The sequence below is a fragment of the Streptomyces sp. DH12 genome (genome assembly GCF_020873895.1).
In the GTDB taxonomy this organism is placed as follows: Bacteria; Actinomycetota; Actinomycetes; order Streptomycetales; family Streptomycetaceae; genus Streptomyces.
This window is the reverse complement of record NZ_JAHWGT010000004.1, coordinates 14,239-37,123: the sequence shown is the minus strand read 5'-3', so window position 1 is coordinate 37,123 and position 22,885 is coordinate 14,239. Positions and strand designations below refer to the sequence as shown.

18 protein-coding genes and 1 tRNA gene are annotated in these 22,885 nt (G+C 74.7%); 11 read left to right on the top strand and 8 right to left on the bottom strand.

Going from position 1 to position 22,885, the window contains the following annotated elements; all coding sequences use genetic code 11:
• Window positions 1–176: 176 nt before the first annotated feature.
• Window positions 177–1,298 (top strand): ADP-ribosylglycohydrolase family protein, encoded by a 1,122-nt coding sequence (locus tag LPA54_RS04620; protein WP_228974005.1) that lies wholly within the window; start codon window positions 177–179, stop codon window positions 1,296–1,298.
• Here the strand turns inward: LPA54_RS04620 and LPA54_RS04615 are convergent.
• The 4 genes from LPA54_RS04615 to LPA54_RS04600 all read right to left on the bottom strand — a co-directional run bounded on the left by LPA54_RS04615 (window position 1,283) and on the right by LPA54_RS04600 (window position 5,903).
• Entirely contained in the window at window positions 1,283–2,899 is a 1,617-nt protein-coding gene (locus LPA54_RS04615; protein WP_228974003.1) for a sodium:solute symporter family protein, read from the bottom strand. The two genes, LPA54_RS04620 and LPA54_RS04615, sit on opposite strands and share 16 nt — an antisense overlap.
• A gap of 623 nt (window positions 2,900–3,522) precedes the next feature.
• Entirely contained in the window at window positions 3,523–3,723 is a 201-nt protein-coding gene (locus LPA54_RS04610) for a DUF397 domain-containing protein (protein WP_228974001.1), read from the bottom strand.
• A 247-nt stretch (window positions 3,724–3,970) separates the two neighbouring features.
• On the bottom strand, window positions 3,971–4,831 hold the full coding sequence (locus LPA54_RS04605; protein ID WP_228974000.1) for a helix-turn-helix transcriptional regulator: 861 nt from the start codon (window positions 4,829–4,831) through the stop codon (window positions 3,971–3,973).
• A gap of 337 nt (window positions 4,832–5,168) precedes the next feature.
• Window positions 5,169–5,903 (bottom strand): GPP34 family phosphoprotein, encoded by a 735-nt coding sequence (locus LPA54_RS04600; RefSeq protein WP_228973998.1) that lies wholly within the window; start codon window positions 5,901–5,903, stop codon window positions 5,169–5,171.
• Window positions 5,904–6,080: 177 nt separating this feature from the next.
• On the opposite strand from LPA54_RS04600, the gene LPA54_RS04595 reads away from it, so the two are divergent.
• The 7 genes from LPA54_RS04595 (at window position 6,081) to LPA54_RS04560 (ending at window position 14,843) form a co-directional block, all read left to right on the top strand.
• On the top strand, window positions 6,081–8,723 hold the full coding sequence (locus tag LPA54_RS04595) for a D-alanyl-D-alanine carboxypeptidase (protein ID WP_228973997.1): 2,643 nt from the start codon (window positions 6,081–6,083) through the stop codon (window positions 8,721–8,723).
• A 377-nt stretch (window positions 8,724–9,100) separates the two neighbouring features.
• A complete protein-coding gene (locus LPA54_RS04590) occupies window positions 9,101–10,732 on the top strand; it encodes an HPP family protein (RefSeq protein WP_228974377.1) in 1,632 nt (543 codons plus the stop codon).
• Window positions 10,733–11,346: 614 nt separating this feature from the next.
• Window positions 11,347–12,165, top strand: a complete 819-nt coding sequence (locus tag LPA54_RS04580; protein ID WP_267486763.1) for a DUF4232 domain-containing protein — start codon at window positions 11,347–11,349, stop codon at window positions 12,163–12,165.
• 146 nt (window positions 12,166–12,311) lie between these two features.
• Window positions 12,312–12,959 (top strand): HAD family hydrolase, encoded by a 648-nt coding sequence (locus tag LPA54_RS04575; protein WP_228973993.1) that lies wholly within the window; start codon window positions 12,312–12,314, stop codon window positions 12,957–12,959.
• Window positions 12,960–13,021: 62 nt separating this feature from the next.
• Entirely contained in the window at window positions 13,022–14,212 is a 1,191-nt protein-coding gene (locus LPA54_RS04570; RefSeq protein WP_228973991.1) for a helix-turn-helix transcriptional regulator, read from the top strand.
• Window positions 14,213–14,439: 227 nt separating this feature from the next.
• Entirely contained in the window at window positions 14,440–14,595 is a 156-nt protein-coding gene (locus LPA54_RS04565; RefSeq protein ID WP_228973989.1) for a hypothetical protein, read from the top strand.
• Entirely contained in the window at window positions 14,592–14,843 is a 252-nt protein-coding gene (locus LPA54_RS04560; protein WP_228973988.1) for a hypothetical protein, read from the top strand. The genes LPA54_RS04565 and LPA54_RS04560 overlap by 4 nt, the downstream gene beginning before the upstream one ends.
• Here the strand turns inward: LPA54_RS04560 and LPA54_RS04555 are convergent.
• From LPA54_RS04555 to LPA54_RS04545, 3 genes are all read right to left on the bottom strand, one after another.
• Window positions 14,818–15,042 (bottom strand): cold-shock protein, encoded by a 225-nt coding sequence (locus tag LPA54_RS04555; protein WP_228973986.1) that lies wholly within the window; start codon window positions 15,040–15,042, stop codon window positions 14,818–14,820. The genes LPA54_RS04560 and LPA54_RS04555 overlap by 26 nt on opposite strands.
• 43 nt (window positions 15,043–15,085) lie before the next feature.
• Window positions 15,086–16,330 (bottom strand): MFS transporter, encoded by a 1,245-nt coding sequence (locus LPA54_RS04550; protein WP_228973983.1) that lies wholly within the window; start codon window positions 16,328–16,330, stop codon window positions 15,086–15,088.
• A 267-nt stretch (window positions 16,331–16,597) separates the two neighbouring features.
• A tRNA-Arg gene (locus tag LPA54_RS04545) sits at window positions 16,598–16,670 on the bottom strand.
• A 127-nt stretch (window positions 16,671–16,797) separates the two neighbouring features.
• On the opposite strand from LPA54_RS04545, the gene LPA54_RS04540 reads away from it, so the two are divergent.
• Window positions 16,798–18,489 carry a class I adenylate-forming enzyme family protein gene (locus LPA54_RS04540; protein ID WP_228973981.1) on the top strand — a complete coding sequence of 564 codons (1,692 nt, stop codon included), beginning with the start codon at window positions 16,798–16,800 and terminating at the stop codon, window positions 18,487–18,489.
• Between the two features lie 161 nt (window positions 18,490–18,650).
• Here LPA54_RS04540 and LPA54_RS04535 read toward each other — a convergent pair whose 3' ends face one another.
• Entirely contained in the window at window positions 18,651–19,961 is a 1,311-nt protein-coding gene (locus LPA54_RS04535) for a M6 family metalloprotease domain-containing protein (RefSeq protein WP_228973978.1), read from the bottom strand.
• A 416-nt stretch (window positions 19,962–20,377) separates the two neighbouring features.
• Between LPA54_RS04535 and LPA54_RS04530 the strand changes: the two genes are divergently transcribed.
• Window positions 20,378–20,974, top strand: a complete 597-nt coding sequence (locus tag LPA54_RS04530; RefSeq protein ID WP_228974375.1) for a TetR/AcrR family transcriptional regulator — start codon at window positions 20,378–20,380, stop codon at window positions 20,972–20,974.
• Between the two features lie 342 nt (window positions 20,975–21,316).
• Window positions 21,317–22,858 carry an MFS transporter gene (locus tag LPA54_RS04525; protein ID WP_228973976.1) on the top strand — a complete coding sequence of 514 codons (1,542 nt, stop codon included), beginning with the start codon at window positions 21,317–21,319 and terminating at the stop codon, window positions 22,856–22,858.
• Window positions 22,859–22,885: the final 27 nt, after the last annotated feature.

Below are 22,885 nucleotides of genomic sequence, written 5' to 3'. Positions count from 1 at the left end.
ACTCGTCTTTCCGAAGCGGGCCGAAAACGACCCCGGACAGGTAGTCGGAGGATCCCCCGTGCGAGTTCCCGGCGCGCGGCGAATAACCGTCGTCCGTCGCGCGGACGGCCCTCGGCGCCCGGCACCCGTTCGATTACAGTGCTGCGCCGGAGCCATGTCGTGGGGGAGGCCTGTCGGTGAGTACCACAGCGGCGACCGTCTGGGGCCGGGCCGAGCAGCAGGACTTCCGCGCCCGGGTGCGGGGCTGCCTGCTGGGCGGCGCGATCGGCGACGCGCTCGGCGCGGGCGTGTCCCGCCTGCCGGTGGAGACGATCCGCGAGCTGCACGGCGCGGACGGCCTGACGGACCTGGTGCCGGCCCACGGCCGGCGCGGCGCCGTCACGTACGCCACCCAGCTGGGCCTGTTCACCGTCGACGGGCTGATACGCGCCCAGGTGCGCCGGGACACCGGCGCCTGGCACCCGCCGACCGACCTGCACCGCGCCTACCTGCGGTGGGCGGCCACCCAGCGGGACTGGGGCCCGGACGAGCGGCGCAAGGACAACGGCTGGCTGGCCGCGCAGGAGTGGCTGTACACCCGCCGCGATCCGCCCCTCGCCTGCCTGACGGGGCTGGGCGACGAGGTCCTCGGCACGCCGGCCGCGCCGAAGAACCCGTCGGCGCGGGACGCCGGCGCCCTGGTCCGGTCGGCGCCGTTCGGGCTGCTGGTGGGCTGGGAGCCGCACCTGGTGTGCCAGTTGGCGGTGGAGTGCGCCGCGCAGACGCACGGCCACCCGGCGGCGTACCTGGCCGCCGGCGCGTACGCGGTGGTGGTGCACGGGGTGGCGCGGGGCCTCGACGTGGAGTCGGCGGTGCGCGGCGCGCTGGCGCAGCTGCCCGAGCGGCCCGGTCACGAGCCGGTGGCCGCCGCCCTGGAGCGGGCGGTCGCCGCGGTGCGCGAGGGCGTGCCGGGCCCGGACCGGATCGCGTCGCTGGGCGACACGGACGGGGAGGTGTCGGAGGACGCCCTGGGGATCGCCGTGTACTGCGCGCTGGTCGCCGAGGACGTGCCGCACGGGCTGCGCCTGGCGGTGAACCACGACGGACCGTCGGAGGTGACGGGCACGCTCGCCGGGGCCCTGCTGGGGGCGTTGCACGGGGAGACCGCCCTGCCGCCGGCCTGGCTGGCCGAGTTGGAGGGGCGGGCCACGGTGCTGGAGCTGGCGGACGACTTCGCCCTGGAGATGACGCAGGGCCCGGCGCTGCACGGCCCGTCGGCGGCGTCGCCGGGCTGGCTGGCCCGCTACCCGCGCGGCTGAACGCCGGCCGGCGATCCGGCATCGGGCGATCCGGCACCGGGCGGGCCCGCGTCGGGCGTCCCGGCGTCAGAGGACCCGGGGCCGGGCGACCCGGCATCGGGCGATCCGGTGCCGGCGCCGTCGGCCTCGGTGTTGATCCGGTCCAGCACGGCGTCCCGCTCGGGGGTGTCCTCGGGCTTGAGGTGGCCGAGCAGGACGTACAGGACGAGCGACGTGGCGACCGGCGAGACGATCTGGACCTGGAGTTCGACGCCGTCGAGGCCGTAGTTGGTGAGCCAGAAGGCGACGAGCCCGGCGGCCCAGGAGACGAGCGCGGCGGTCGGGCCGGAGCGGCGGAAGGGCCGCAGCAGGCCCAGCATGAACGGGATGGCGATGGGGCCCATCAGCCCGGCCACCCACTTGATGACGACGGTGATGATGTCTTTGAAGGCGGGCGAGTCGACCTGGGTGGCGATGCCCATCGACAGCGCGAGGAACGCGACGGTCGACCACCGGGCGGCGAGCAGCGCCGCCCGGTGGGACCAGCCGCGCGCGGCCTTCGACAGGACGGGGGCGATGTCCCGGGTGAAGACGGCCGCGATGGCGTTGGCGTCGGAGGAGCACATCGCCATCGTGTGGGAGAAGAAGCCGACGACGACCAGCCCGAGCAGTCCGTGCGGCAGCAGCTCGCCGGTCATCAGCGCGTACGCGTCGGAGGCGTCGGGCTTCTCCGGCGTGACCAGCAGGGGCGCGCACCACATGGGGAAGAAGAGGACGAGCGGCCAGACGAGCCACAGCGCCGCCGACAGCCACGCGGACCGGGTGGCCTCCCGGGCGCTGGGCGTGGCCATGTAGCGCTGCGCCTGGTTCCACATGCCGCCGTTGTACTCGAAGGTCTTGATGAAGAGGTACGCGAGCAGGAAGGTCGTCGTGTACGGCCCTGCGGTGGGTGCCGCGTGGCCCTGGAGCTCCGGCCGGTCCCACACCGTCCACAGCGCGCCGACACCGCCGAGCTCGGCGAGGACGGCGACGAGCATGGCGATGCCGGCGAAGAACTGGATGACGAACTGGCCGAGTTCGGTGAGCGCGTCGGCCCACAGTCCGCCGACGGTGCAGTACACGCCCGTGACGACGCCGGTGATGAGGATGCCCTGGTTGAGGGAGATGCCGGTGAAGACGGAGAGCAGCGTGGCGATGGCGGCCCACTTGGCGCCGACGTCGACGATCTTCAGCAGCACCCCGGACCAGGCGAGGGCCTGCTGGGTGCGCAGGTCGTACCGGTTCTTCAGGTACTCCAGCGGGGACGCGACGCGCAGCCGGGAGCGGAGGCGGTTGAGCCGCGGCGCGAAGAGCCGGGCGCCGATGGCGATGCCGACGGCGATGGGGAGGGACCAGGTGACGTACGAGGTGACGCCGTAGGTGTAGGCGATGCCCGCGTAGCCGGTGAACATGACGGCGCTGTAGCCGGACATGTGGTGGGAGATGCCGGAGAGCCACCACGGCATGCGGCCGCCCGCGGTGAAGAAGTCCCCGACGTCGTCGATGCGTCTGTGCGACCAGAGCCCGATGGCCACCATCACGCCGAAGTAGCCGATGAGCACGGCCCAGTCGAGACTGTTCATTGCCCCCTCCAGGGGTCCGCCCTGTGAACGCCACGGCACTTCGTCAGTACGGTGCGGTCAAGCGGCACCCCGTGCGGGAGCGGGGCTTTCGGGGGATTGAACCGTCCGTACGGGCAGGCGGTCAAGACCCTCCCGGGTCACCTACGTGAACGCTGCCCATCGGGCGGAACGTCTTTACGGGTTCTTGACCCACGGGCCCGTTGTCGCCGGCGCGCGGGCCGTCGGACGATGACCGGACGCTTCGTCAGGGCCTGTGCCGGCCGGCGCTCGCGCGCGGGTCGCGGCGGTCTGCCGCGACTCCGCGCGCGCATGACGACGGCCGCGCGGGATGCGGGTCCCGTGCGGCCGTGGAGGGGAGGAGGACAGGCTCGTGTGCCGGGGTCCGTGGCGGGGAGGCGTGGGACCGGCGGCTCGCGTTCAGGGGTCACACTGCCGGGTACTGACCGGTATGTCGACCAACTTCACAGAAAGGTCCGGAAAAGGGACCGGCAAGAAAACGGGGCGGGCGGGGTGTGCGAGGGCCGTCGCCGCGGGAGGGCCCGAAGGGGCCCGTTCCCTCTCGGCCGGGGACGGCGGACCAGTCGAGAGGGCTCCGTCGCGACACGGGGAGGAGGGGTCGCGGCTCAGAGCGAGCCGGCGCCCACCTCGCGGACGAAGGCGTTCCACGCGCCCGGCACGAACGAGATCGACGGGCCCGCGGGCACCTTGGAGTCGCGGACCGCGATCGAGGCGACGAGGGGGGACTTGACCTCGACGCACGCGCCGTTCCCGCCGGAGTACGAGGACTTGGTCCAGGTGTCCGTGGCGCCCTGAATAATGGCCATGTTGTTCACTCCGGTTCTGGCTGGTTCTGGCTGGCAGGAGTCGCGCCAACCGTCAGGCTGGCGTGATCGACGCTACTCGCCCACCCTCCGGGTCCGGGGCGGTCGTTCACTCATCCGGATGGCATGTTCCCGTCCGACCTTCCGCCGGGAGCCGGTAGGGGGTACCGTGCCGATCCTCGTACTGTCGGATCGGTAGTTTCCGGACGAACCCCGACAATCGGCGCACGCGCACTTCCGGCCCGCCGGCTCAGGCTTCCGCGTGGTCCTTCGCCACCCCGGCGACGAACTGCCGGGTCTGCTCGACCCCCAGCGCCTGCGCCCGCAGGTGCTCGTACATGACGCTGTACCGCTGCACGTCGTTCGGCTTCTCCAGGTACAGGTCGCTGGTGACGCCCTCGATGTACACGACCGAGGAGTCCGTCGCGTCGGGGAACTCCAGGATCGCGTAGTGCCCGCTGATGCCCGGGTGCGCGCCCATCTCGAAGGGCAGCACCTGCACCGTGACGTGCGGCAGGTGCGACAGCTCGATCAGCGACTCCAGCTGCTCCACCATCACGTCCCGGCCGCCGACGACCCGGCGCAGCGCCGACTCGTCGATCACCGCCCACAGGCGCAGCGGCTTCTCCACGTCGTGGACGCGGTCCTGGCGGCGCGTGCGGACGTTGACCCGTTTGTCGATCTCCGACACGGGCGCCTCCGGCAGCGCGCCGTTGATGACGGCCTCCGCGTACGACCGGGTCTGCAGCAGCCCCGGCACGATCTGCGGCTCGTAGACGCGCAGTGACGCGGCGTCGGTCTCCAGGCCGATGTACACGCTGTAGGGGATGTCGCCGAAGGCGTGCCACCAGCCCTGCTGCCGCGAGTCCTTCGCCATCTGCATGAGCGAGTCGACGATCCGCCGGTCCTCGACCTCGTACACCCCGCACAGGTCCCGCACGTCGCGCTGGCTGATCGAGCGGCGGCCGTTCTCCAGGCGGCTGATCTTCGACTGGGAGACGAGCAGCCGCTCGGCGACCTCCTCCGCCGTCATGCCCTTCTGCTCGCGCAGCCGGCGGAGCTCCATGCCCAGTCTGCGTCGCCTGACGGTGGGGTTGACATTGGACGCCACGGGAACTGCACCTCCGGCTGCCTGGCTGTAGCTGGCGTTGCTCTGCGTGTCTACTGCTCAGCAGACTGCCACCAAAGGGCGTGCGGCGCTGGAGAATTGCCACACGGGTGAGCGAACGCGAACGCGCGGGACGGCCGTGCGGGCCGCCCCGCGCACCCGTGCGACTCCCGACCGGGCCGTGTGGGGGCGCCGGTGCGGTGGACGTGCGGTGGTGCGGGCGTACAGGTGGTGCTCCGGTACGGGACGTCCCGTACGGGCGGTGCGGGTGGTGCGTGCGCTGTCCTTGGCGCAGGTGGCGCCGGTGGTGCGGGCGGCGCCGGTGGTGCGTGCCGGTGGTTCAGCGCGCGGCGACGCGGGCCATGGGCCCGGGGTGCGACGCCGCCCGCATCGGGACGGCGGCGGCCGGCCGCCCTGGGCCTCCCGGTGGGGCGGCGCGGCGCGGCGGCGCGCCGACACCGTTCTGGACGTCCATCACGGCGTGCGCCACGAGGCCGCCCATCGGGTCGTGCCTGATCAGGTCCCGGAGCCGGGAGCGCGACGAACGCCCCTCGTTGCCCGGGTAGAGGTGCTTGCCCAGGCCGACCGCGTGCGCGAGCGCGGCCAGGGCGGCGGTCCGCGGGTCCGGCGGTACGCCGGTGCGGATCGCGCTGTCCAGCCGGGACCTGATCTCCCGGCTGATGGCGGTGTCCGTCGCCTGGTAGCGCGTCGTCGGCAGCACCCCGCACATCTGGCTCTCCACGGCGTGGACCATGCCGCAGCGCTCCAGGTGCGAGAGGTACGTCTGACGCAGCCCCAGCCGGGGCCCGCCTATCCAGTGGACCGCCCGTACCGGGCTGCCGCGTCTGCGCAGCAGTTCCAGTGCGGAGTCCAGCGTCGGATCTCCTGTCGGCCGTGGCATCACCACGGCGATACGATCCCCGTCAGGGGCTATCCGTCCTGCCAGAGCCAGCTCCACTAGCTGTGCTCCGGCGAGGCCGAGGTCGAGCGACTGCGGCTGCGCTGTGGTACCCGTGGCCGGGTCCAGAGCGAGCAGCAGAAGCTCCTCCGGAAGTGTTCTGCGGCTCCTGCCCATCCATGCCTCCCCGCGTGGATGAATGACAGGGTGACCCCTCTCACATTCATCTGTCGAGAGCGCCTGGGTGCTTCGTGCGGGAACCGGCAGGTATGTCGTTCTCGTCTAGCACGGGGGCCCAGGGGCTCACACAGGACACTGGTACACGGTTCGGACAACGCGTTGGTTGGAGGCACGGTGGCGGGCGAGTCCCCCGACAAGTCGGAGCAGCGGAAGTCTCCGGGGGAGACGGCTGCGGGCGGGCGCGATCCGCGGCTCGCCGCCTTCGGCGACGCGCGGCCCGGTGCGCGGCCGGCTGGGGTGGACCAGCCGACCGCGGTGTTCAAGGCGCCGAAGGTGAGCGAGCCGGAGCGGGACGCCTCGGATGTGTCGGACGCCTCGGAGCCGTCGGAGGCGCCCGAGCCTTCGGACGCGCCGGACACGCCGGGTACGCCGGACGCGCCGGGCACGCCGGACTCGCCGAAGGCGTCGGAGACGCCGGAGGAGCCCGCCGGGGAGCGTACGGCCGCCGCGGGGCGGGCCGCCGCCGGGGGAGCGACCGTGCCCGAGGCGCGGGAGCCGTCGGACTCCGCCACCGCGGCCACCGCCGCCACCACTGATTCCGCCGACACCGCCGACGCTCCCGAAGCACCGGCGGCGCCGGCCGCGACGGACGACGCCGACGACGAGCCGGCCTCGTCCGCGAAGGCCCCGGAGGCCCCGGAGGCCCCGGAGGCCACCGTGAAGGCTGAGCCCGCCGCGGACGCCCGCCACGGCGGTGGCGACGACGGCGGCGACGGTGACGGCGACGACGGTGCCGACGGCGAGGCCGACCGTGACGACGCCGAGGGTGACGACGAGCGGGAGGCCCCCGCCCCGGCGGCCGACACCGGGCGGGGCGTCGACCAGGCCACCGCGGTCTTCGGCACCGTACGGAGGCCCGCCGGTCCGGTGGACCAGCCCACGACCGCGCTCAAGACGCTCGCGCCCCGGCCCACGGCGGCGTCGGGGAAGAGCCCGTCCGGCGCGCCCGCCACGAGCGAGGCCCCTGCGGACAAGGCCCCTGCGGACAAGGCCCCGGCGGGCAAGGCTCCGGCGGATGAGGGCGCGGACGAGGCCCCCGCCGGCCGGACCGCCCCCCGGTGGGCCACCGGCGCCGCCCGCGACACGAGCGCCCGCGACACCGCCGACGCCGATTCCGGTGCCGACGCCGGTTCCGATTCCGGGACCGGCCGCGGTGACGGCGACTCCGACGGGCGGCCGAGCACCTTCGTGCCGCTGCGGAGCGACGACGTACGGCCCGCGGCGTCCAAGCGCCCCACGGGCTCCACCGGCACGACGGCCCCCGCTGCCTCCACGCCGGCCACCGCGTCCACGCCGGCCGCCGCCTCCACGCCCCCCGCCGAGTCCACGTCCGCCGGTGCGAAGCCTTCCGGTTCGGCGTCCGGCGCGCAGCCGCGTGCCGCCGCCACGAACGACGTCACCGCCGAGACGCCCGCGCCGTCCGCCTCGCTCACCGAGGCCGAGCGCACCAGGCAGCAGCCGATGCCGCCGCTCCCGCCGCTGGACCTGCTGGCGGAGCTGACGAACACGCCGCCCCCGCCGGAGACCCCGGTGCGGACGCTCGTGCGCCGGGTCAAGATCTGGAGCCCGCTCGTCCTCCTCCTGGCGATCATCTTCGCGGTCGCACAGATGCTGCGTCCGCTGCCCGACCCTTCGCTGACCCTGTCGGCCGACCCCACGTACACCTTCGGGGGCGGCAAGCTGGCGATGCCGTGGCCCACCGAGGGCCAGGGCGCGGTGGAGGTGGAGGGCGTCGGCCTGATCGGCACCTACGGCCCGCAGAAGCCCGCGCCGATGGCGAGCGTCGCCAAGACGATGACGGCGTACGTGCTCCTCCGCGACCACCCGATCAAGGACAAGGACGCCGGTCCGAAGATCGAGATCGACCAGCTGACGGAGGAGCAGGCGAAGAACCCCGACTGGTCGGTCGCCCCGGTGAAGAAGGGGCAGGTCTACACGCAGGGCGAGCTGATCCAGCTGCTGATGATCCGCTCGGCGAACAACGTCGCCCACCTGCTGGCGCGCTGGGACGCGGGCTCGGAGGAGGCGTTCATCAAGAAGATGAACACCACCGCCAAGCAGCTCGGCATGACCAACACGACGTACACGGACGCGAGCGGCTTCGACAAGGGCACCGTCTCCACCCCGATCGACCAGCTGAAGCTGGCCAAGGCGGCCATGAAGGACCCGGCGTTCCGCGAGATCGTCGACATGCCGAACGTGACCCTGCCGCAGATCGGCAAGCGGCTGGAGAACGGCAACACGCTGCTGATCCAGCCGGGCATCTCCGGCGTCAAGACCGGCACGTCCACCCCGGCCGGCGGCAACCTCCTGTGGTCCGCGAACACCGTGGTCGACGGCAAGGTGCGGCGCGTCCTCGGCGTCGTCATGAACGTCAAGTCGCCCGCGCTGCTCTCCGAGAAGACGAAGCTGGCCGTCGAGACGTTCAGCCGCGACCTCATCCGGGCGGCGCAGGAGGGCGTCACGTCCGCGGCGGTCGTGAAGAAGGGCGACGTCGTCGGGTACGTCGACGACGGCCTCGGCGGCCGTACGCCCGTCATCGCCACGAAGGAGCTGAAGCCGGTCGGCTGGGCGGGGCTGGAGGTCGACCTGATCCTCACCGACGGCGGCAAGGCCGTCCCGCACACCGCCGCCGAGGGCACGGTCGTCGGCGAGCTGGCCGTCGGCTCCGGCGAGGGCCGGGTCAGTGTGCCCGTCGCGCTCCAGAAGGACCTGGCGGAGCCCGGCTTCGGCGCCAAGCTCACCCGTATCGGCTGACGCGGTACGCGGCCGGGGCGCCCCCGCACCTCGGGGGCGCCCCGGCCGCGTCCTGCCGGGCAGGTCGCGGAAGTCGGAACAGTCGGAACGGTCGGAGCAGTCGGGGCAGGCCGAGCCGGTCGGGCAGGTCGAAGCAGGTCGGAACAGGGAGCCGAGGAGTGACCACCACGGAAGGTCCGGGCCCGCACGTGCGGCCCGCACACCCGTCGCCGCCCGCGCACACCTCCCCCGCACACCGGTCATCGCGGGCGCACCCCTCGTCCGCGCACCCGCCGTCCGCGAGCCCCGCGCCCGCCCGTGTGCCGGCCGCCCGCCGGGCGCCCGCGGGCCGGGACCCCGCCCGCCCGGGGCCGGGGGACCCGCGGCGGTGGTGGCGGCTGCGTACCCACCCCGTCGTCGTGGCGACCGCCCTGGCCGCCGTGGTGCACGCCGGGTGGTTCGGGTACGTCGCCAACAGCGGCGGCGACCTCGCGGCGCAGGACGCGTGGGCGGACTTCGCGACCCGCCACCCGGGCTCCGCGTACAACCTCTCCTGGTACGGCGGCATGCACACGATGTCGTACAGCGTGCTGTCGCCGTACGTGATGTCGCTGCTCGGCGTGCGGACGACGATGATGGCCGCCGGGACGGTCTCGGCGGGGCTCACCGCCCTCCTCCTGGTGCGGAGCCGCGCCGTCCGCAACCCCCTCGCCTGCGCGTCCGCCGCGGTGTTCGCGCTGCTGTGCAACGCCGTGTCCGGGCGGGTCACCTTCGGCCTGGGGCTGATGTGCGCGCTCGGCGCGGCGGTCGTGGTCTTCGCCTGGCCCTGCCGGTGGCGCCGCCACCGCGGCGCGCGGGGGGCCGCCGCGGCGCTCCTGGCCGGTACGGCGACCGCCGTGAGCCCGGTGGCGGGCCTGTTCGTCGGCGTGGTGGCCGCCGCCCTGTTCCTGGACGGCCGGCGGCCGGCCGCGTACGCGCTGGGCGTGCCGCCCGTGCTGGTCGTCGCGGCGACGGCGCTGCTGTTCCCGTTCTCCGGTACGCAGCCGATGGCGTTCGGCACGGTGCTGCTGCCGGTGGTGTTCGGCGCGCTGTGCCTGGCACTGGTGCCGCCCGCGTGGCGGACCGTGCGCGTGGCGGCGGGCCTGTACGTCGCCGGGACGCTGCTGACCTGGCTCGTCGACTCGCAGATCGGCTCCAACGTCACGCGGCTGCCGATGCTGTTCGCGGGCGTGCTGCTGCTGGCGGCGCTGCCGTACGCCACGCGGCGCGGCCGGTACGCGCTGCTGGCGGCGCTGCTGGTGTTCCACGCGTGGATCGGCTTCAAGAGCGTCGACGACGTGCGGCTGACCACGCCGCACGCCTCGTGGGCGAGCCGGACCGCGCCGCTCCTCGACGAGTTGGAGCGCCGGGGCGCACAGCGGGCCCGCGTCGAGGTCGTCCCGGCGCGCAGCCACCGCGAGTCCAGCGCGCTCGCCCCGCACGTGAACCTCGCCCGCGGCTGGAACCGCCAGGCCGACATCGAGCGGAACCCGCTCTTCTACGACGGCACGCTCACCCCCGCCACGTACCGGGCCTGGCTGGACCGCTGGGCCGTGGGGTACGTCGTGCTGCCCACCGGCCGGCCCGACACGGGCGCCGCGCAGGAGACCGCCCTGATCGAGCGGGGCCTGCCGTACCTGGACCCGGTGTGGTCCGACGGCCACTGGCGCCTGTTCGCCGTGCGCGGCGCGAGCACCCTGGCCGGCCCGTCGACGACGGTCGACGCGGCGGCGCCGGACGTGCTCACCCTGCGGGTCGAGCGGCCCGGCCGGATACGGGTCAAGGTCCGGTACTCGCCGTGGCTGTCCCTGGTGGACGAGCGGGGCGAGCGGCTGCCCGCCGGGGGCGGCGCCTGCCTGCGGAAGTCGGCGAGGACGGCGCAGGGCGACGAGTGGACGGAACTCCAGGCGCCCGCGTCGGGCGTGTACCGCCTGGCGTCCCCGTACGGCCTGTTCCCCCGCGGCACCCCGTGCGCCGCCCCGACCGACTGACGGGGCCTGCCCTTCCCGCGCACCGGCCCACCCCCGTGCCGACGGGGTACGGCCCGCCGCGCGCCGCCGCCTGCCGCCCGCCCGCCGCCTGCCACTCGCCGTCTGCCGCCTGCCCCCGCCGTCTGCCGCCCGCCTCCGCCTGCCGACCGCAGCCTGCCGCCCGCCACTCGCCACCGGCAGTCGACGCGCGCCCGCACCCCGGCCCACCCCCCACGTACCGGCGAGGTACGTCCCGCCGCTCGCCCGCGACGCGCGCCCGCACGCCGCTGCCGACCCCCTCCCGCCTCTCCCGCTCCCACACCCGGTCGGCACGCCGCTCCCCGGCTCTCCCCGTTCCAGGCGGGCGTTCCAGGCACTCCGTGTTTCCGCTGGTCATGCCCGGTGCGGGTGTTCCAGCGTCCCCCGTTCCCGCCGGTGGATGGCGGGAACGGCGAGTGGCCCCGCAGAGTGAGTGCAGCGCCGCCCGGAACGGGTGGGCCGCTCGACCGGAGGCGGACACCGCCCCGGCTCGACCGGACCGCGAGGCCCCAGGCCGCCCCGCACCGGCACGCTCATCCGGCACCACTGCCGCGACCACCACCACACACCACCAGTCCGACGGGGGCTTGTTCACCATGCGCACTTCCACCACCGCCCACACCAGCCGCGTCCGCCGCACCGCCATCGCGACCGCCCTCCTGGCGGCCGCCCTCTCGACGTCCGCCTGCGGGATCACCGAGGTGTCGAAGGACCCGGCGTCCGCCGCGCCGGCCGGGAACGCCGTAACCGCCCCGGCACCGTCCACCACGCACTCCTCGCCCGGCGCGGCCGCCACCGGCACCACCGGCACCACCGGCACGGCCGGCGCCACGGGGACCACCGGCGGCTCCGCGACCGGCGGCTCCGGTACGCCCGGCACGGCCGTGTCCTCGGCCCCCGCGGCGGGCGGCGCCACCGCCGACCGCCAGACCACCGGCGGCACGCCCACCGCCCACCGGCCGAACGGCGGCAAGACCGCCTCCGCGGCCGTCGCCACCTGCACCGGCGCCAACACCCGCGTCGTCGTACAGCGCCCGGCCCGCCCCATCAACCGCCTGCTGCTCACCGCCACCAACAAGAGCTCGTCGCCCTGCGACCTCTACGCCGCCCCGTACCTGCGCTTCGATCAGGACCACGCGGCCACCGCCGTCGACGAGGCGACCCGCCCGCACAGCGTGATCCGGCTCGCCCCGGGCCGGTCCGCGTACGCCTCCGTCATGCTCATGGGCGAGCGCACCGGCGGCGAGGTCAACGGCCGCACCGCCTCCCGCCTCGGCGTGCACTTCGCGAACGCGAACGGCACCGGCTCCACCGGCCCGTCGGTGCAGCTGACCCTCCCGTCCGGCACGTACCTCACCGACGACGCCCGGGTCACGTACTGGACGGAGAGCTTCGAGGACGCCACGTCCTACTGACCCCCGACACCAGGACCGCGAGCCGCCGCTGACCCGGATCGAGTCCGGCCGACCGTGGGCCGGCCCCCACCGGACCCCCCGCGAGACCCAGCCTCGCGGGGGTGTTCGCCGTACCCGCGCACGGGCCCACCTCCTAGGCTGGCGACATGATCCGTGCGGTAGCCCTCGACATCGGCGAGACCCTCGTACATGACGACCGGTACTGGGGTGACTGGGCGGACTGGCTCGGTGCGCCGCGGCACACCCTCTCCGCGCTGGTCGGCGCCGTCGTCGCCCAGGGCCGTGACAACGCGGACGCGCTGCGGCTGCTCAGGCCGGGCATCGACGTGGCTGCCGAGTACCGTGCCCGCGAGGCGGCAGGCAGGGGCGAACGGCTCGACGAGAGCGACCTGTACGCGGACGTGCGCTCCGCTCTCGCCGCGCTGCGGGCCGCAGATGTGCGTGTGGTCGTGGCGGGAAACCAGACCGCGAGGGCGGGCACGCTCCTGCGCGCCCTCGACCTGCCCGCCGATGTCGTCGCGACGTCCGGCGAGTGGGGGTGCGCCAAGCCTTCACGCGACTTCTTCGCCCGCGTGCTGGACGCCGCCGGGACCGAGCCGGGTGAGACCGTGTACGTCGGTGACCACCCGGCGAACGACGTCCACCCGGCGGCGGCGGCCGGACTGGTCACCGCGCACCTGCGCCGCGGGCCCTGGGGTCACCTGTGGGCCGACGCCCCGGAGGTGCGGGCCGCGGCGGACCATTCGATCGACTCCCTGCACGACCTCCTCCCGCTGGTCACCGCATCGCGTTGACGGACGTACGAGCCGGGCCCGTTCGCCCGCCGCGCGGGCGCCGCCACGGGTACGGTGCGTGCATGCCTGTGGAGCCGACGCCGGAGGTGGGACGCCGGATCGCCGTGGCCCGGCGCGCGCGCCGCCTGTCCCAGGCGGACCTCGCCGCCCGCGCCCACGTGTCACTCAGCATGCTGCGGAAGGTCGAGCAGGGAACGCGGCTGCCCGGCGACGACACCCTCGACGCCATCGCGGCCGCGCTGGGCCTGGACCCCGGACGGCTGCTCGCCGACCAGACCCGCAGGGACGGGCGCGTACGGGCCGCACTGCCCGCCCTGTCGGCGGCCATCGCCGGTTACGACATCCCTGACAGCCCCGCCACCGGACCGACCCGCGATCCCGACGAGTTGGAACGGGCGGCGGCGGACGCCGAGCGGTGGCGGTTGGAGGCCCAGTACGTGCGTCTCGCCCAAGCGGCCCCCGCGCTGGTGGCCGACGCCGTGGCGGGCCTGCACGCCGCCCGCGGGGCCGAGCGGGAGCGGGCGGCCCGCGTACTCGTGTCCGCTGCCCGCTCCGGCGACGCGGTCGCGTACAAGTCCGGGGCCCATGACCTCTCCGCGCGGCTCATCGACGTGATGCGGTGGGCTGCGGCATGGACCAACGACCCGCTGGCGGACGCCACTACCGCGTACGTGCGCACCGAGACCTTCTTCTCTGCCAGGGCGTACGCGGCAGGACTGCGGGCGTTGGAACACGCACTCGACCAGACGCCGACCGTCGTGGATCCGCGCACGGCGGCGGCTCGCGGCGCCCTGCACATGCGCGCGGCCGTCATCGCGGGGCGCGCGGGCGACGCGGACACGGCGGCCACGCACCTGGGCGAGGCGCGGAAGCTAGCGGACGGCCTGCGCGAAGGCGTGTACGGCGGCACCGCGTTCGGTCCGGAATCCGTACGCGTCCACCGGGTGTCCGTCGCGGTCAGCCTCGGTGGCGACCACGCGGCGGGGGCCCTTCGCCTGGCGGACACGTGGCGGCCGTCGGAGAGCCTGCCCGCGGAGCGGCGCTCCGGGTACTACATCGAGTTGGCGCGGGCACAGATGTGGTGCGCGCGGCTGGACCAGGCCTTCACGTCGTTGCAGGCGGCTCGCCACGCCGCACCGCAGCACACGCGGGGGCATCCGTGGGCCCGGGAGACGGCGGCGACGCTACGGCGGTTGCGGCGGGCGGACGCCGAAGCGCTGACGTCGTTCGCCGAGTGGATCGGGGCGGTCTGACGTCGTCCGCCGCACGCGGGGTGACGGTGACACACGGTGTGGCAGTCGTGCCGCCTTCGTCGGGACACCATCTGCCTTACCGAACGGCACACAGATGGGAGCCTGGTGAACACCAACCTGCCCCGACAGGGGAACAGCGGCGGGCCGTTGCGGACCGACCACCTCACGTGGGGACCCGGCCGAGTCGGACGGGTGCCCGGGTCCGTGGCCGCCCGTGGGGAGTCCTCATGATGACGATCCGCGTGTACGCGGTGCGGTCCGACGGCACCAGCACCACGATCCGGGAGCGGCGTACCCATCGACCGGACGACTGGGAGCGCGTCTCGGCCGGCTACCCGCCCTGCTCCTGCGCGCGGTGCGTGGAGAGGAGGGCGGGGCGGTGATCGAGAGCCAGTACTTGCCCGCGTCGACGCTGGACGGCGTACCCGACGTGGAGGCGCTGCCCGCGAACCGCCGCCGTGGCCGCGACTGCGTGTACTGCGCGTCGCAGTTGACCGAGGAGACCGCCGTGGACCTGGGCGAGCAGCACTACCGCCCGCCGTGGGGCGGGCCGCTCATCGCCTGGTGGCCGCGCTCCTGCACCACCTGCCACGAGACCCGGGGCGTCAAGCGGGCAAGGGGACGATGGTGAGCGCGCGGTACTCGTAACCGTCCTGCCGGAAGCCGGGCGCCTCCCACGTCAACTCGACCCGGCGCCCCGCCTCCAGGGTGCGGAAGCCCGGCATGTCGATGGCGGAGTAATGGCCGAAGCACCCACCGGGCGTCTCGGGGGAGTCGAGCACCCCCCACCCCTCCTCGTCCCGCCACTCACGAACCGTCGCGATCACCATGCGACAGACCCTACGCCGTCCGCGCAACGGAGCCGCCGCGCCGTCACAGGGGCGCCCCGGACCGGGTCCCCGCCGGCTCCGGCTCCTGTTCCCTCGGCGGGCCGAGAGTGGAGACGCCCGGCACGGGCAGGACGGCGACCACGGTGAGGATCAGCGCGCACCCCGCGAAAGCGGTGATCACCGACGGGGGGAACACCCCCAGCAGGTACCCCGCCACCGCCATGCAGACGGGCATGAGCGCCTGTGTGAGAAGGGCGTCCAGGGCGTAGACCCGGCCGAGCATCCCGTCGGGGGTGCGGTCCTGGAGCGCCGCTCCCCACAGCACCGCGAACACCGAGGAGCCCGCCCCGGCGAAGGCGCTGCACACGACCACCCACACGGTGGCGGCCCCGGCCCACACGGCGACGATCTGCGGCAGCTCGCACAGCAGGCCGAGCATGGCGACGGTACCGGCCCGGCGGGACCGGATGCGCGGGGCGGCGAGCGTCGCCACCAGCGCGCCGCACGCCGTCGCGCTGGTGACGAGACCGAGCGCCGCCGGTCCCCGGCCCCCCATCACCAGCGGCACCACGACCGCCATCGGGGCGATGACCAGAGCGGCTTGGGCCGTGCCCTGCACCATGACGGCGAGCATCCAGCCACGGCTGCGGACGTACGCGACGCCGTCCAGCGCCTCCCGCACCAGCCCGGCCCGCGGGGAGCCGTCGGCGGGTGGGCCGGGGGCCGGTTCGTCCAGGCGTACGAGCGTCGCCATGCTGAAGACGAACGTGACGACGTTGATCAGCAGGCCCGTCCCCGGTGACGAGGCGGCGGCGACGGACCCGCCGGCGACGGGCCCGACGATCCCGGTGAAGCGGCTGGTGGCCGCGCGCAGCGCCGACGCCTCACGCCGCCGCTCCCGCCCGGCCAACTGGGCGATGAGCGCCGTGTACGCGGGGCGGTGGACCCCCGCCCCGCAGCCGAAGACGAGACCGAGGAGGGCCAGGATCACGATCGGGGCGTCCGGGCCAGCGACAAGCAGGGCGGCGACGCCGACGATCCGCAGCAGGTCGGCCGCGCAGATCACCAGCGAGCGACGCGCCCGGTCGGCGACGGCGCCGCCGAGGAGGAGCGTGACGATCCCGCCGAGCGCGGTCGCCGCGAGCAGCGCACCCAATGCCCGTGGCGCGTCGTCCCGGGGCAGCAGGTACAGGGCGACGGTGACGGTGTACACCCCGTCGCCGACCATGCTGACGAACTGCCCCGCCCACACCCGCCCGAGCTTGGGCACCCGCAGAACGGAGAACACCGTCACCTCCCCACGACCCGCACGGGCCGGTCGACCGACACGTTGGCGTTCCCTCGACCAGGAGCGGGCGTACCGACCGCGCCCGGGGCCTCGATCCGCAACGGAGACGCGTCCCATGGCATGAGCCGCCGAGATGGCCCGGGGCGGGCGCTCCCCGCTCCAAGCCCGCGTACGCACATCGTGACCCACGTACGCGAACGGCCCCGGACATGTGGTCCGAGGCCGGTGCGGCGCTCCCGGGTGACCGGTCGCGCGGCGTATGCGCTGTGCCCCAGGCAGGATTCGAACCTGCGACACCCGCTTTAGGAGAGCGGTGCTCTATCCCCTGAGCTACTGAGGCGTGATCATGGCGGGCCGGGCCGCCGCCGACAGTGTAGCGGGTGGGGGTGTCGGGCGTCGGCCCGGTCGGGGGGCCGTGGTGGTCGGGGTCACGGTGCTCGGGGGTGGGGGTCCTGTAGCGTCCCGGCGTGTCGTACGTCGAGAGTTCTTCGCGGGCCGAGGCCCTGCTCACCGCGCCCGGGGCGCCGTTCGCCGTGCGGCGGGGGGAGGACGGGCGGCTGGAGTACGCGGTCGGGCCGCGCACGCTGCGGGAGTTCGTGGAGGCCACCTGGGCGTTCGGGGACGCCGTGTTCCTCGTCGGTGACGATGAGGGGCCCGACTGGACGTACCGGGAGTTCCTGCTCGCCGCGTGCCGGCTCGCGACGCGGCTCGCCGACGGGTACGGGCTGCGGCCCGGTGACCGGGCGGTCGTCGCGGGGTGCAACCGGCCCGAGTGGCTCGTCGCCTTCTGGGCGGCGCAGCTGGCCGGGGTCGTCGCCGTGCCGCTCAACTCGTGGTGGACTGCGGCCGAGTGCGCGTACGCCCTGGACGACTGCGCGCCGCGGGTGATCCTCGCGGACGACGAGCGGGTCGCGCGGATGGCGGACTGGGCCCGGCGCAACGACGTGCCGTGCCTCGGCTTCGACGAGATCGCCGCGGCGCCGGACACCGGGGGCGGCCCGGACACCGGGGGCGGCCCGGACGCCGGGGTCGTCGCGCCGCCCGCCGTGGACGTGCGGCCCGAGGACGACGCCACCATCATGTACACCTCCGGCACCACCGGCCGCCCCAAGGGTGCCGTCGCCACGCACCGGGCGCAGGTCGCCGCCGCGCTCAACCCGCGCTACCAGGCGGCCGCCGCCGCCCTGGAGCGCGGGGACCTGCCGGGGCGGGGGAGGCCGCCGGTGTCGCTGACGACCTTCCCCTACTTCCACGCCGCCGCGTTCACCGCCGTGTACGCCGTCATGGCCGCGGGCGGGACGCTGCTGTCCATGCGCCGGTGGGACCCGGACCGGGCGCTGCGCCTCGTCCGCCGCCACGGGGTCACCCACTACTCCGGCGTCCCCGCCACCGCCCTGGAACTGCTCGACGCCGCCGGCGGGCAGGGCCTGGACACCCTCACCAACTTCGGCACCGGCGGGGCGCCCGCGCCACCCGAGATCGTCCGGCGCCTCACGCGCGAGTACGGCCCGCGCATCGAGCCCCGCAACGGCTACGGGCTCACCGAGACCTGCGGCGGGGTCCTCGCGCACTACGGCGAGGCGTACCGCCGGCGCCCCGGCAGCGCGGGCCGGCCGACCCCGGTCACGGAGGTCCGCGTCGTCGGTCCGGACGGCGTACCGCTGCCCGACGGGGAGGTCGGCGAGCTGCTGCTGCGCGGGCAGAGCCTGGTGCGGGGCTACTGGCGGGACGAGGCGGCGACCGCGGAGGCGTTCACGGCCGACGGCTGGCTGCGCACCGGGGACCTCGCCGTGGTGGCGGAGGACGGGCGGGTCGACGTCGTGGACCGCCTGAAGGACGTCGTCATCCGCGGCGGGGAGAACGTGTACTGCGTCGAGGTGGAGGCCGTGCTGCACGCCCACCCGGCGGTCGCCGACGCCGCCGTGCTGGGCGTCCCCCACCCGGTACTGGGCGAGGAGGTCGCGGCGGTCGTCCGGCTGCGGGACGGGGCCTCGGGCGCCGCCGCCGTCACCGCCGACGGGCTGCGGGCGCACGTGGGGCGGGAGCTGGCCGCGTTCAAGGTGCCCTCGTACGTCCACCTCGTGGCGGACCCGTTGCCCCGCAACGCCGCCGGGAAGGTCCTCAAGGACGAGCTGCGGCTGCGCTTCGGCGGGGCGTGAGCCCCTCCGGGACCGGGACGTGGGTGGGGGTGGGGAGGGATCGGGGCCGGACCGCGACCGCGACCAGGGCCGGGCCGGACCGGCCGGAGTCGCGCCGGGGTCTGGGCCCGGTGGCCCGGGCCCGGCCGTCGGTGGCCCCGTGCCCGCCGCGCACCACCGGGTCAGCGGCGGGTGACGCGGACCCGGTACGAGCCGTCCCGCTCCTTCGCCACCACGGTCACCCCGATCCGCCCCGTCCGGTCCTGGAACGTCTCGCCCGGCCCGTAGGGGGCGTCCGACAGCTCCGCGTGCACGTTGGGCCGGCGCGTGCAGCCGCCGCTGCCGCCCTCGCTGTCCGCGACGGTCACCGGGCCCTGACCGGTGTCGACGTCCGTCTGCACCCGGTACACCAGGACGCCCGGCTCGCACACCGCCTCGTCGTTGCCCTCCCGGACGCGGACCTCCACCGCGTACCCCGAACGGCGGCCCACCGGTACGACCAGCAGCTTCGCGCCGCGCCCCGAGCGGGCCAGCGGGGTGAGGACGAACTCGCGGGTGCCCGGCGCGGCGACGCACCGCACCTGCGCGGCGTCGAGCCAGCCCAGCTTCCACTTGTGCCAGCCGAGCAGGTCGTTGTTGGCCCCCCAGTCCTCGGACATGATGTCCCAGTGGCCGACCGCCGCCCCGCCCTCGGGCGTGTACAGGTCGGGCAGGCCGAAGACGTGGCCGTTCTCGTGCGGCAGCACCCGGAAACCGGTCTCCTCGAAGGAGCCGGACCCGTCGTCCTGGCGGCTGTACACGAACGACGTGTTGGACAGCGCCACCCCGTCCGCGCGCGGCGCCTCGGTGTTCCCGGAGAAGGTGACGGACAGGACCGTGTCGAGCGCGGAGGGGCCGGCGTTGGGCGTGACCAGGACGTTGATCAGGTCGTAGGCGCTGAAGTCGACGCGGTCGTCGGACGCCTCCACGATGTGCTCGACCAGCTTGCGGTACCCCGGCTCGTACGGCGCGCCGCGGTCGATGCCGTACGCGTCGAACGGCAGCGGCATGCGGAGCCAGCCCGTCAGCGGCGCGTACGGGACGTAGCGCAGCCGCCCGTAGGAGCTGGTGCGGAACCAGTCGGCGGTCTGCGGGAAGAACTCCGCGAACCGCCGCATCGCCGGGCCGTCACCGACCGCGTCCGGGAAGTCGATCATCAGGTTGAGGGCGCGGACCACGCCGGTGGAACGGGCGTAGCCCGTCGGGGTGGGGATGCCCTCCGACATCTGCACGTCCGGGGCCGGCGCGATGCGGCACGCGGCGAGGTCGGCCGGGCCGGCGGCGCGGGCGGCGAGGGCGTCCGTCGCGGGGTCGGCGGCCACGGGGCCCGCCGTGGCGGGGACGGGGCGCTGGGTGGAACTCGCCGTGGCGAGGGCCGCCACGGACAGGGCGGTGACGGTTCCGATCGCGGCAGTCCTGCGTATTCGCCGTCGTCGGCTGGTCGGCTGCTGCATGTGCACAGCGTCTGCCGGGCGGTGAGGGGGCGCCCGCCGGGTGGCCCGATCGTGGTACCTCGGCATTCGGGTGACGCGGGTCACAGGCGGGCGGGAAATAAGCGGGGACGGTCTCCCCGTTTGCATGGGTGCCGCCGGTAAGCGGGGACCTTCTCCCCGGTTGCCGGCTCATCCGTCCGACCGAGCACGAGAGAGGGAGTGGGACCGTGACCGCCACGACGTCCGCCACCACCACGGCGACCGGCACCGCGATCGGGGCCCCGGCCGGTACCGCTTCCGCGACCGGGTCCGACGCGGGTGCCGCGTCCGACGGCGCCCCCGCTTCCGCCGGGTGCGGTGTCGAGTCCGGGGCCGGTGTCGGCTGCGGGGCCGGTGCCGGTGGTGGACGGCGGGCGCCTCGGCCGCGCGCGGACGCCCTGCGCAACCGCGAGCGGATCGTCACGGCCGCCCGCGAGATGTTCGTCGAGTCCGGCGCCGACGCGCCCCTCGACGAGATCGCCCGCCGGGCCGGGGTCGGCAACGCCACGCTCTACCGGCACTTCCCGGACCGCGCCGCCCTCGTCCACGAGGTCGTCGTCTCCGTGATGGCCCGCATCGCGCGCAGCGCCGAGCGGGCCATGGCGGAGGAGGCCGACACGTTCGACAAGGTGCGGCGCTTCGCGCACGAGGCCGCCGACGAACGGATCGGCGCCCTGTGTCCGATGCTCTCCGGCACCTTCGACCACGACGAGCCGGGGATCGCCGCCGCGCGCGGCCGGCTGGAAGGGGCCGTACAGGGCCTCTTCCAGCGGGCGCAGACGGCCGGCCGGCTCCGCGCCGACGTCGCCGTCGGCGACCTGCTCGTCGCCCTGTCCCAGCTCACCCGCCCCCTGCCGGGCACCGCCTGCCCGGACAACGACCAGTTCGTCCACCGCCACCTGCAGCTCCTCCTCGACGGCCTGGAGGCCCCCGGCCGCTCCCCGCTGCCCGGGACCCCCGCGACCCTGGAGGGCCTGCGCCGGCACGACCGCTGACGCCCACCACCGACCCCGTCACCGACGCCCGCCACGACGCCGTACGGCCGCGCCGGCCGCGGGCGGGCGACCCGTACGGCTCGTAAGGCTCGTAGGACCGGTACGGCTCGCAAGCCCGTACGGCTCGTAAGGCCGGCACGGCTTGCAAGGCCCGTACGGCTCGCGGGGCCGCACGGTTCGCAGGACCCGTAAGCCGTAGGCCCGCAGGGTCATACGGCCCGCGAGGCGTACCGACCGGCACCACACCAGCACCGCAGGCACCGCCCGCACCACCGCACCACCGCGCTCCCGCGCTCCGCCCTTTTTTCCGCGCTGACGACCGACCCACGAGGTGGCCCACCCATGTCGAGAACCCCCGCAGCAGCCGGTGTGCTGCCCGATCCGAGCCGCTGGAAGGCGCTCGTCTTCATAGCCCTGGCCCAGCTCATGGTGGTGCTCGACGCGACCATCGTGAACATCGCGCTGCCCTCCGCCCAGCAGGACCTGGGCATCTCGGACGGCAACCGCCAGTGGGTCATCACCGCCTACGCGCTCGCCTTCGGCGGACTGCTGCTGTTCGGCGGCCGGATCGCCGACCTGTGGGGGCGCAAGCGGACCTTCGTGGTGGGCCTTGTCGGCTTCGCCGCCGCGTCCGCGCTCGGCGGTGCCGCCACCGGCCAGGCCATGCTGCTCGGCTCGCGCGCCCTCCAGGGCGTGTTCGGCGCGCTCCTCGCGCCCGCCGCCCTGTCGCTCCTCGCGGTGATGTTCACCGACGCCCGTGAGCGCGCCAAGGCGTTCGGCATCTACGGCGCCATCGCCGGCGGCGGCGGAGCGGTCGGCCTCATCCTGGGCGGCTTCCTCACCGAGTACCTGGACTGGCGCTGGACGTTCTACGTCAACATCCCCTTCGCGGCCGTCGCCGCCCTGGGCGCCTACTTCGTGATCCGCGAGCCGGCCGGCAGCCGCAACCGCTCGCCGCTCGACGTCCCCGGCGTCGTCCTGTCCACGCTCGGCCTGGTGGCCCTCGTGTACGGGTTCACGCGCGCCGAGTCGCACGGCTGGACCGAGGGCGGCACGCTGCTGGTGTTCGCCGCGTCGGTGCTGCTGCTGGTCTCGTTCGTCGCGGTCGAGGCCAAGGTCCGCAACCCGCTGCTGCCGCTGCGCGTGATGACCGAGCGCAACCGCGGTGGCGTCTACCTCTCCCTGGGCCTCGCGGTGATCGCGATGTTCGGCCTGTTCCTCTTCCTCACCTACTACTTGCAGGTGGTGAAGGGCTACTCGCCGCTGCGGACCGGGTTCGCGTTCCTGCCGATGGTCGTCGGCATGATCACCGGCTCGACCCAGATCGGCACGCGTCTGATGACCCGTGTCCCGCCGCGGCTGCTGATGGGTCCGGGCTTCCTGGCGGCCGCCGCCGGCATGCTGCTGCTGACCCGGCTGGAGATCGACTCCTCGTACACGGGGCTGATCCTGCCCGCGCAGCTGCTGCTCGGCCTGGGCATGGGCACGGCTTTCATGCCGGCGATGTCCCTCTCCACGCACGGCGTCGAGCCGCGTGACGCCGGCGTCGCCTCGGCGATGGTGAACACGTCGCAGCAGGTGGGCGGGGCTATCGGCACGGCGCTGCTCAACACGATCGCCGCCTCCGCGACCACCGCGTACGTCACCGCCCACGCCGCGGCCGCGACCTCGCCGCAGGCGCGGCGGCTGGTGATGCTGGAGTCGATGGTGGAGGGGTACACGGCCGCCATCTGGTGGGCGGTCGGCATCCTCGTCGTCGCCGCGGCCATCGCGCTGACCCTCGTCACCACGGGCCGGCCGAACCTCGCGCCGGCGAAGGGCGCGGCCGGGGACGGCACGCCGGGCGAGGGCGACGAGGTTCCGGTGCCGGTCATGGCGCACTGACGGGACCCAAGACCCCCGGCTCCGACC

What these genes read in the sequence shown, in the direction of transcription:
- LPA54_RS04575 (WP_228973993.1), top strand. Translation starts at nt 12,312, where the DNA reads ATGATCCGTGCGGTAGCCCTCGACATCGGCGAGACCCTCGTACATGAC.
- LPA54_RS04525 (WP_228973976.1), top strand. Translation starts at nt 21,317, where the DNA reads ATGTCGAGAACCCCCGCAGCAGCCGGTGTGCTGCCCGATCCGAGCCGC.
- LPA54_RS04565 (WP_228973989.1), top strand. Translation starts at nt 14,440, where the DNA reads ATGATGACGATCCGCGTGTACGCGGTGCGGTCCGACGGCACCAGCACC.
- LPA54_RS04580 (WP_267486763.1), top strand. Translation starts at nt 11,347, where the DNA reads ATGCGCACTTCCACCACCGCCCACACCAGCCGCGTCCGCCGCACCGCC.
- LPA54_RS04535 (WP_228973978.1), bottom strand. Translation starts at nt 19,961, where the DNA reads ATGCAGCAGCCGACCAGCCGACGACGGCGAATACGCAGGACTGCCGCG.
- LPA54_RS04615 (WP_228974003.1), bottom strand. Translation starts at nt 2,899, where the DNA reads ATGAACAGTCTCGACTGGGCCGTGCTCATCGGCTACTTCGGCGTGATG.
- LPA54_RS04570 (WP_228973991.1), top strand. Translation starts at nt 13,022, where the DNA reads ATGCCTGTGGAGCCGACGCCGGAGGTGGGACGCCGGATCGCCGTGGCC.
- LPA54_RS04600 (WP_228973998.1), bottom strand. Translation starts at nt 5,903, where the DNA reads ATGGGCAGGAGCCGCAGAACACTTCCGGAGGAGCTTCTGCTGCTCGCT.
- LPA54_RS04555 (WP_228973986.1), bottom strand. Translation starts at nt 15,042, where the DNA reads ATGGTGATCGCGACGGTTCGTGAGTGGCGGGACGAGGAGGGGTGGGGG.
- LPA54_RS04610 (WP_228974001.1), bottom strand. Translation starts at nt 3,723, where the DNA reads ATGGCCATTATTCAGGGCGCCACGGACACCTGGACCAAGTCCTCGTAC.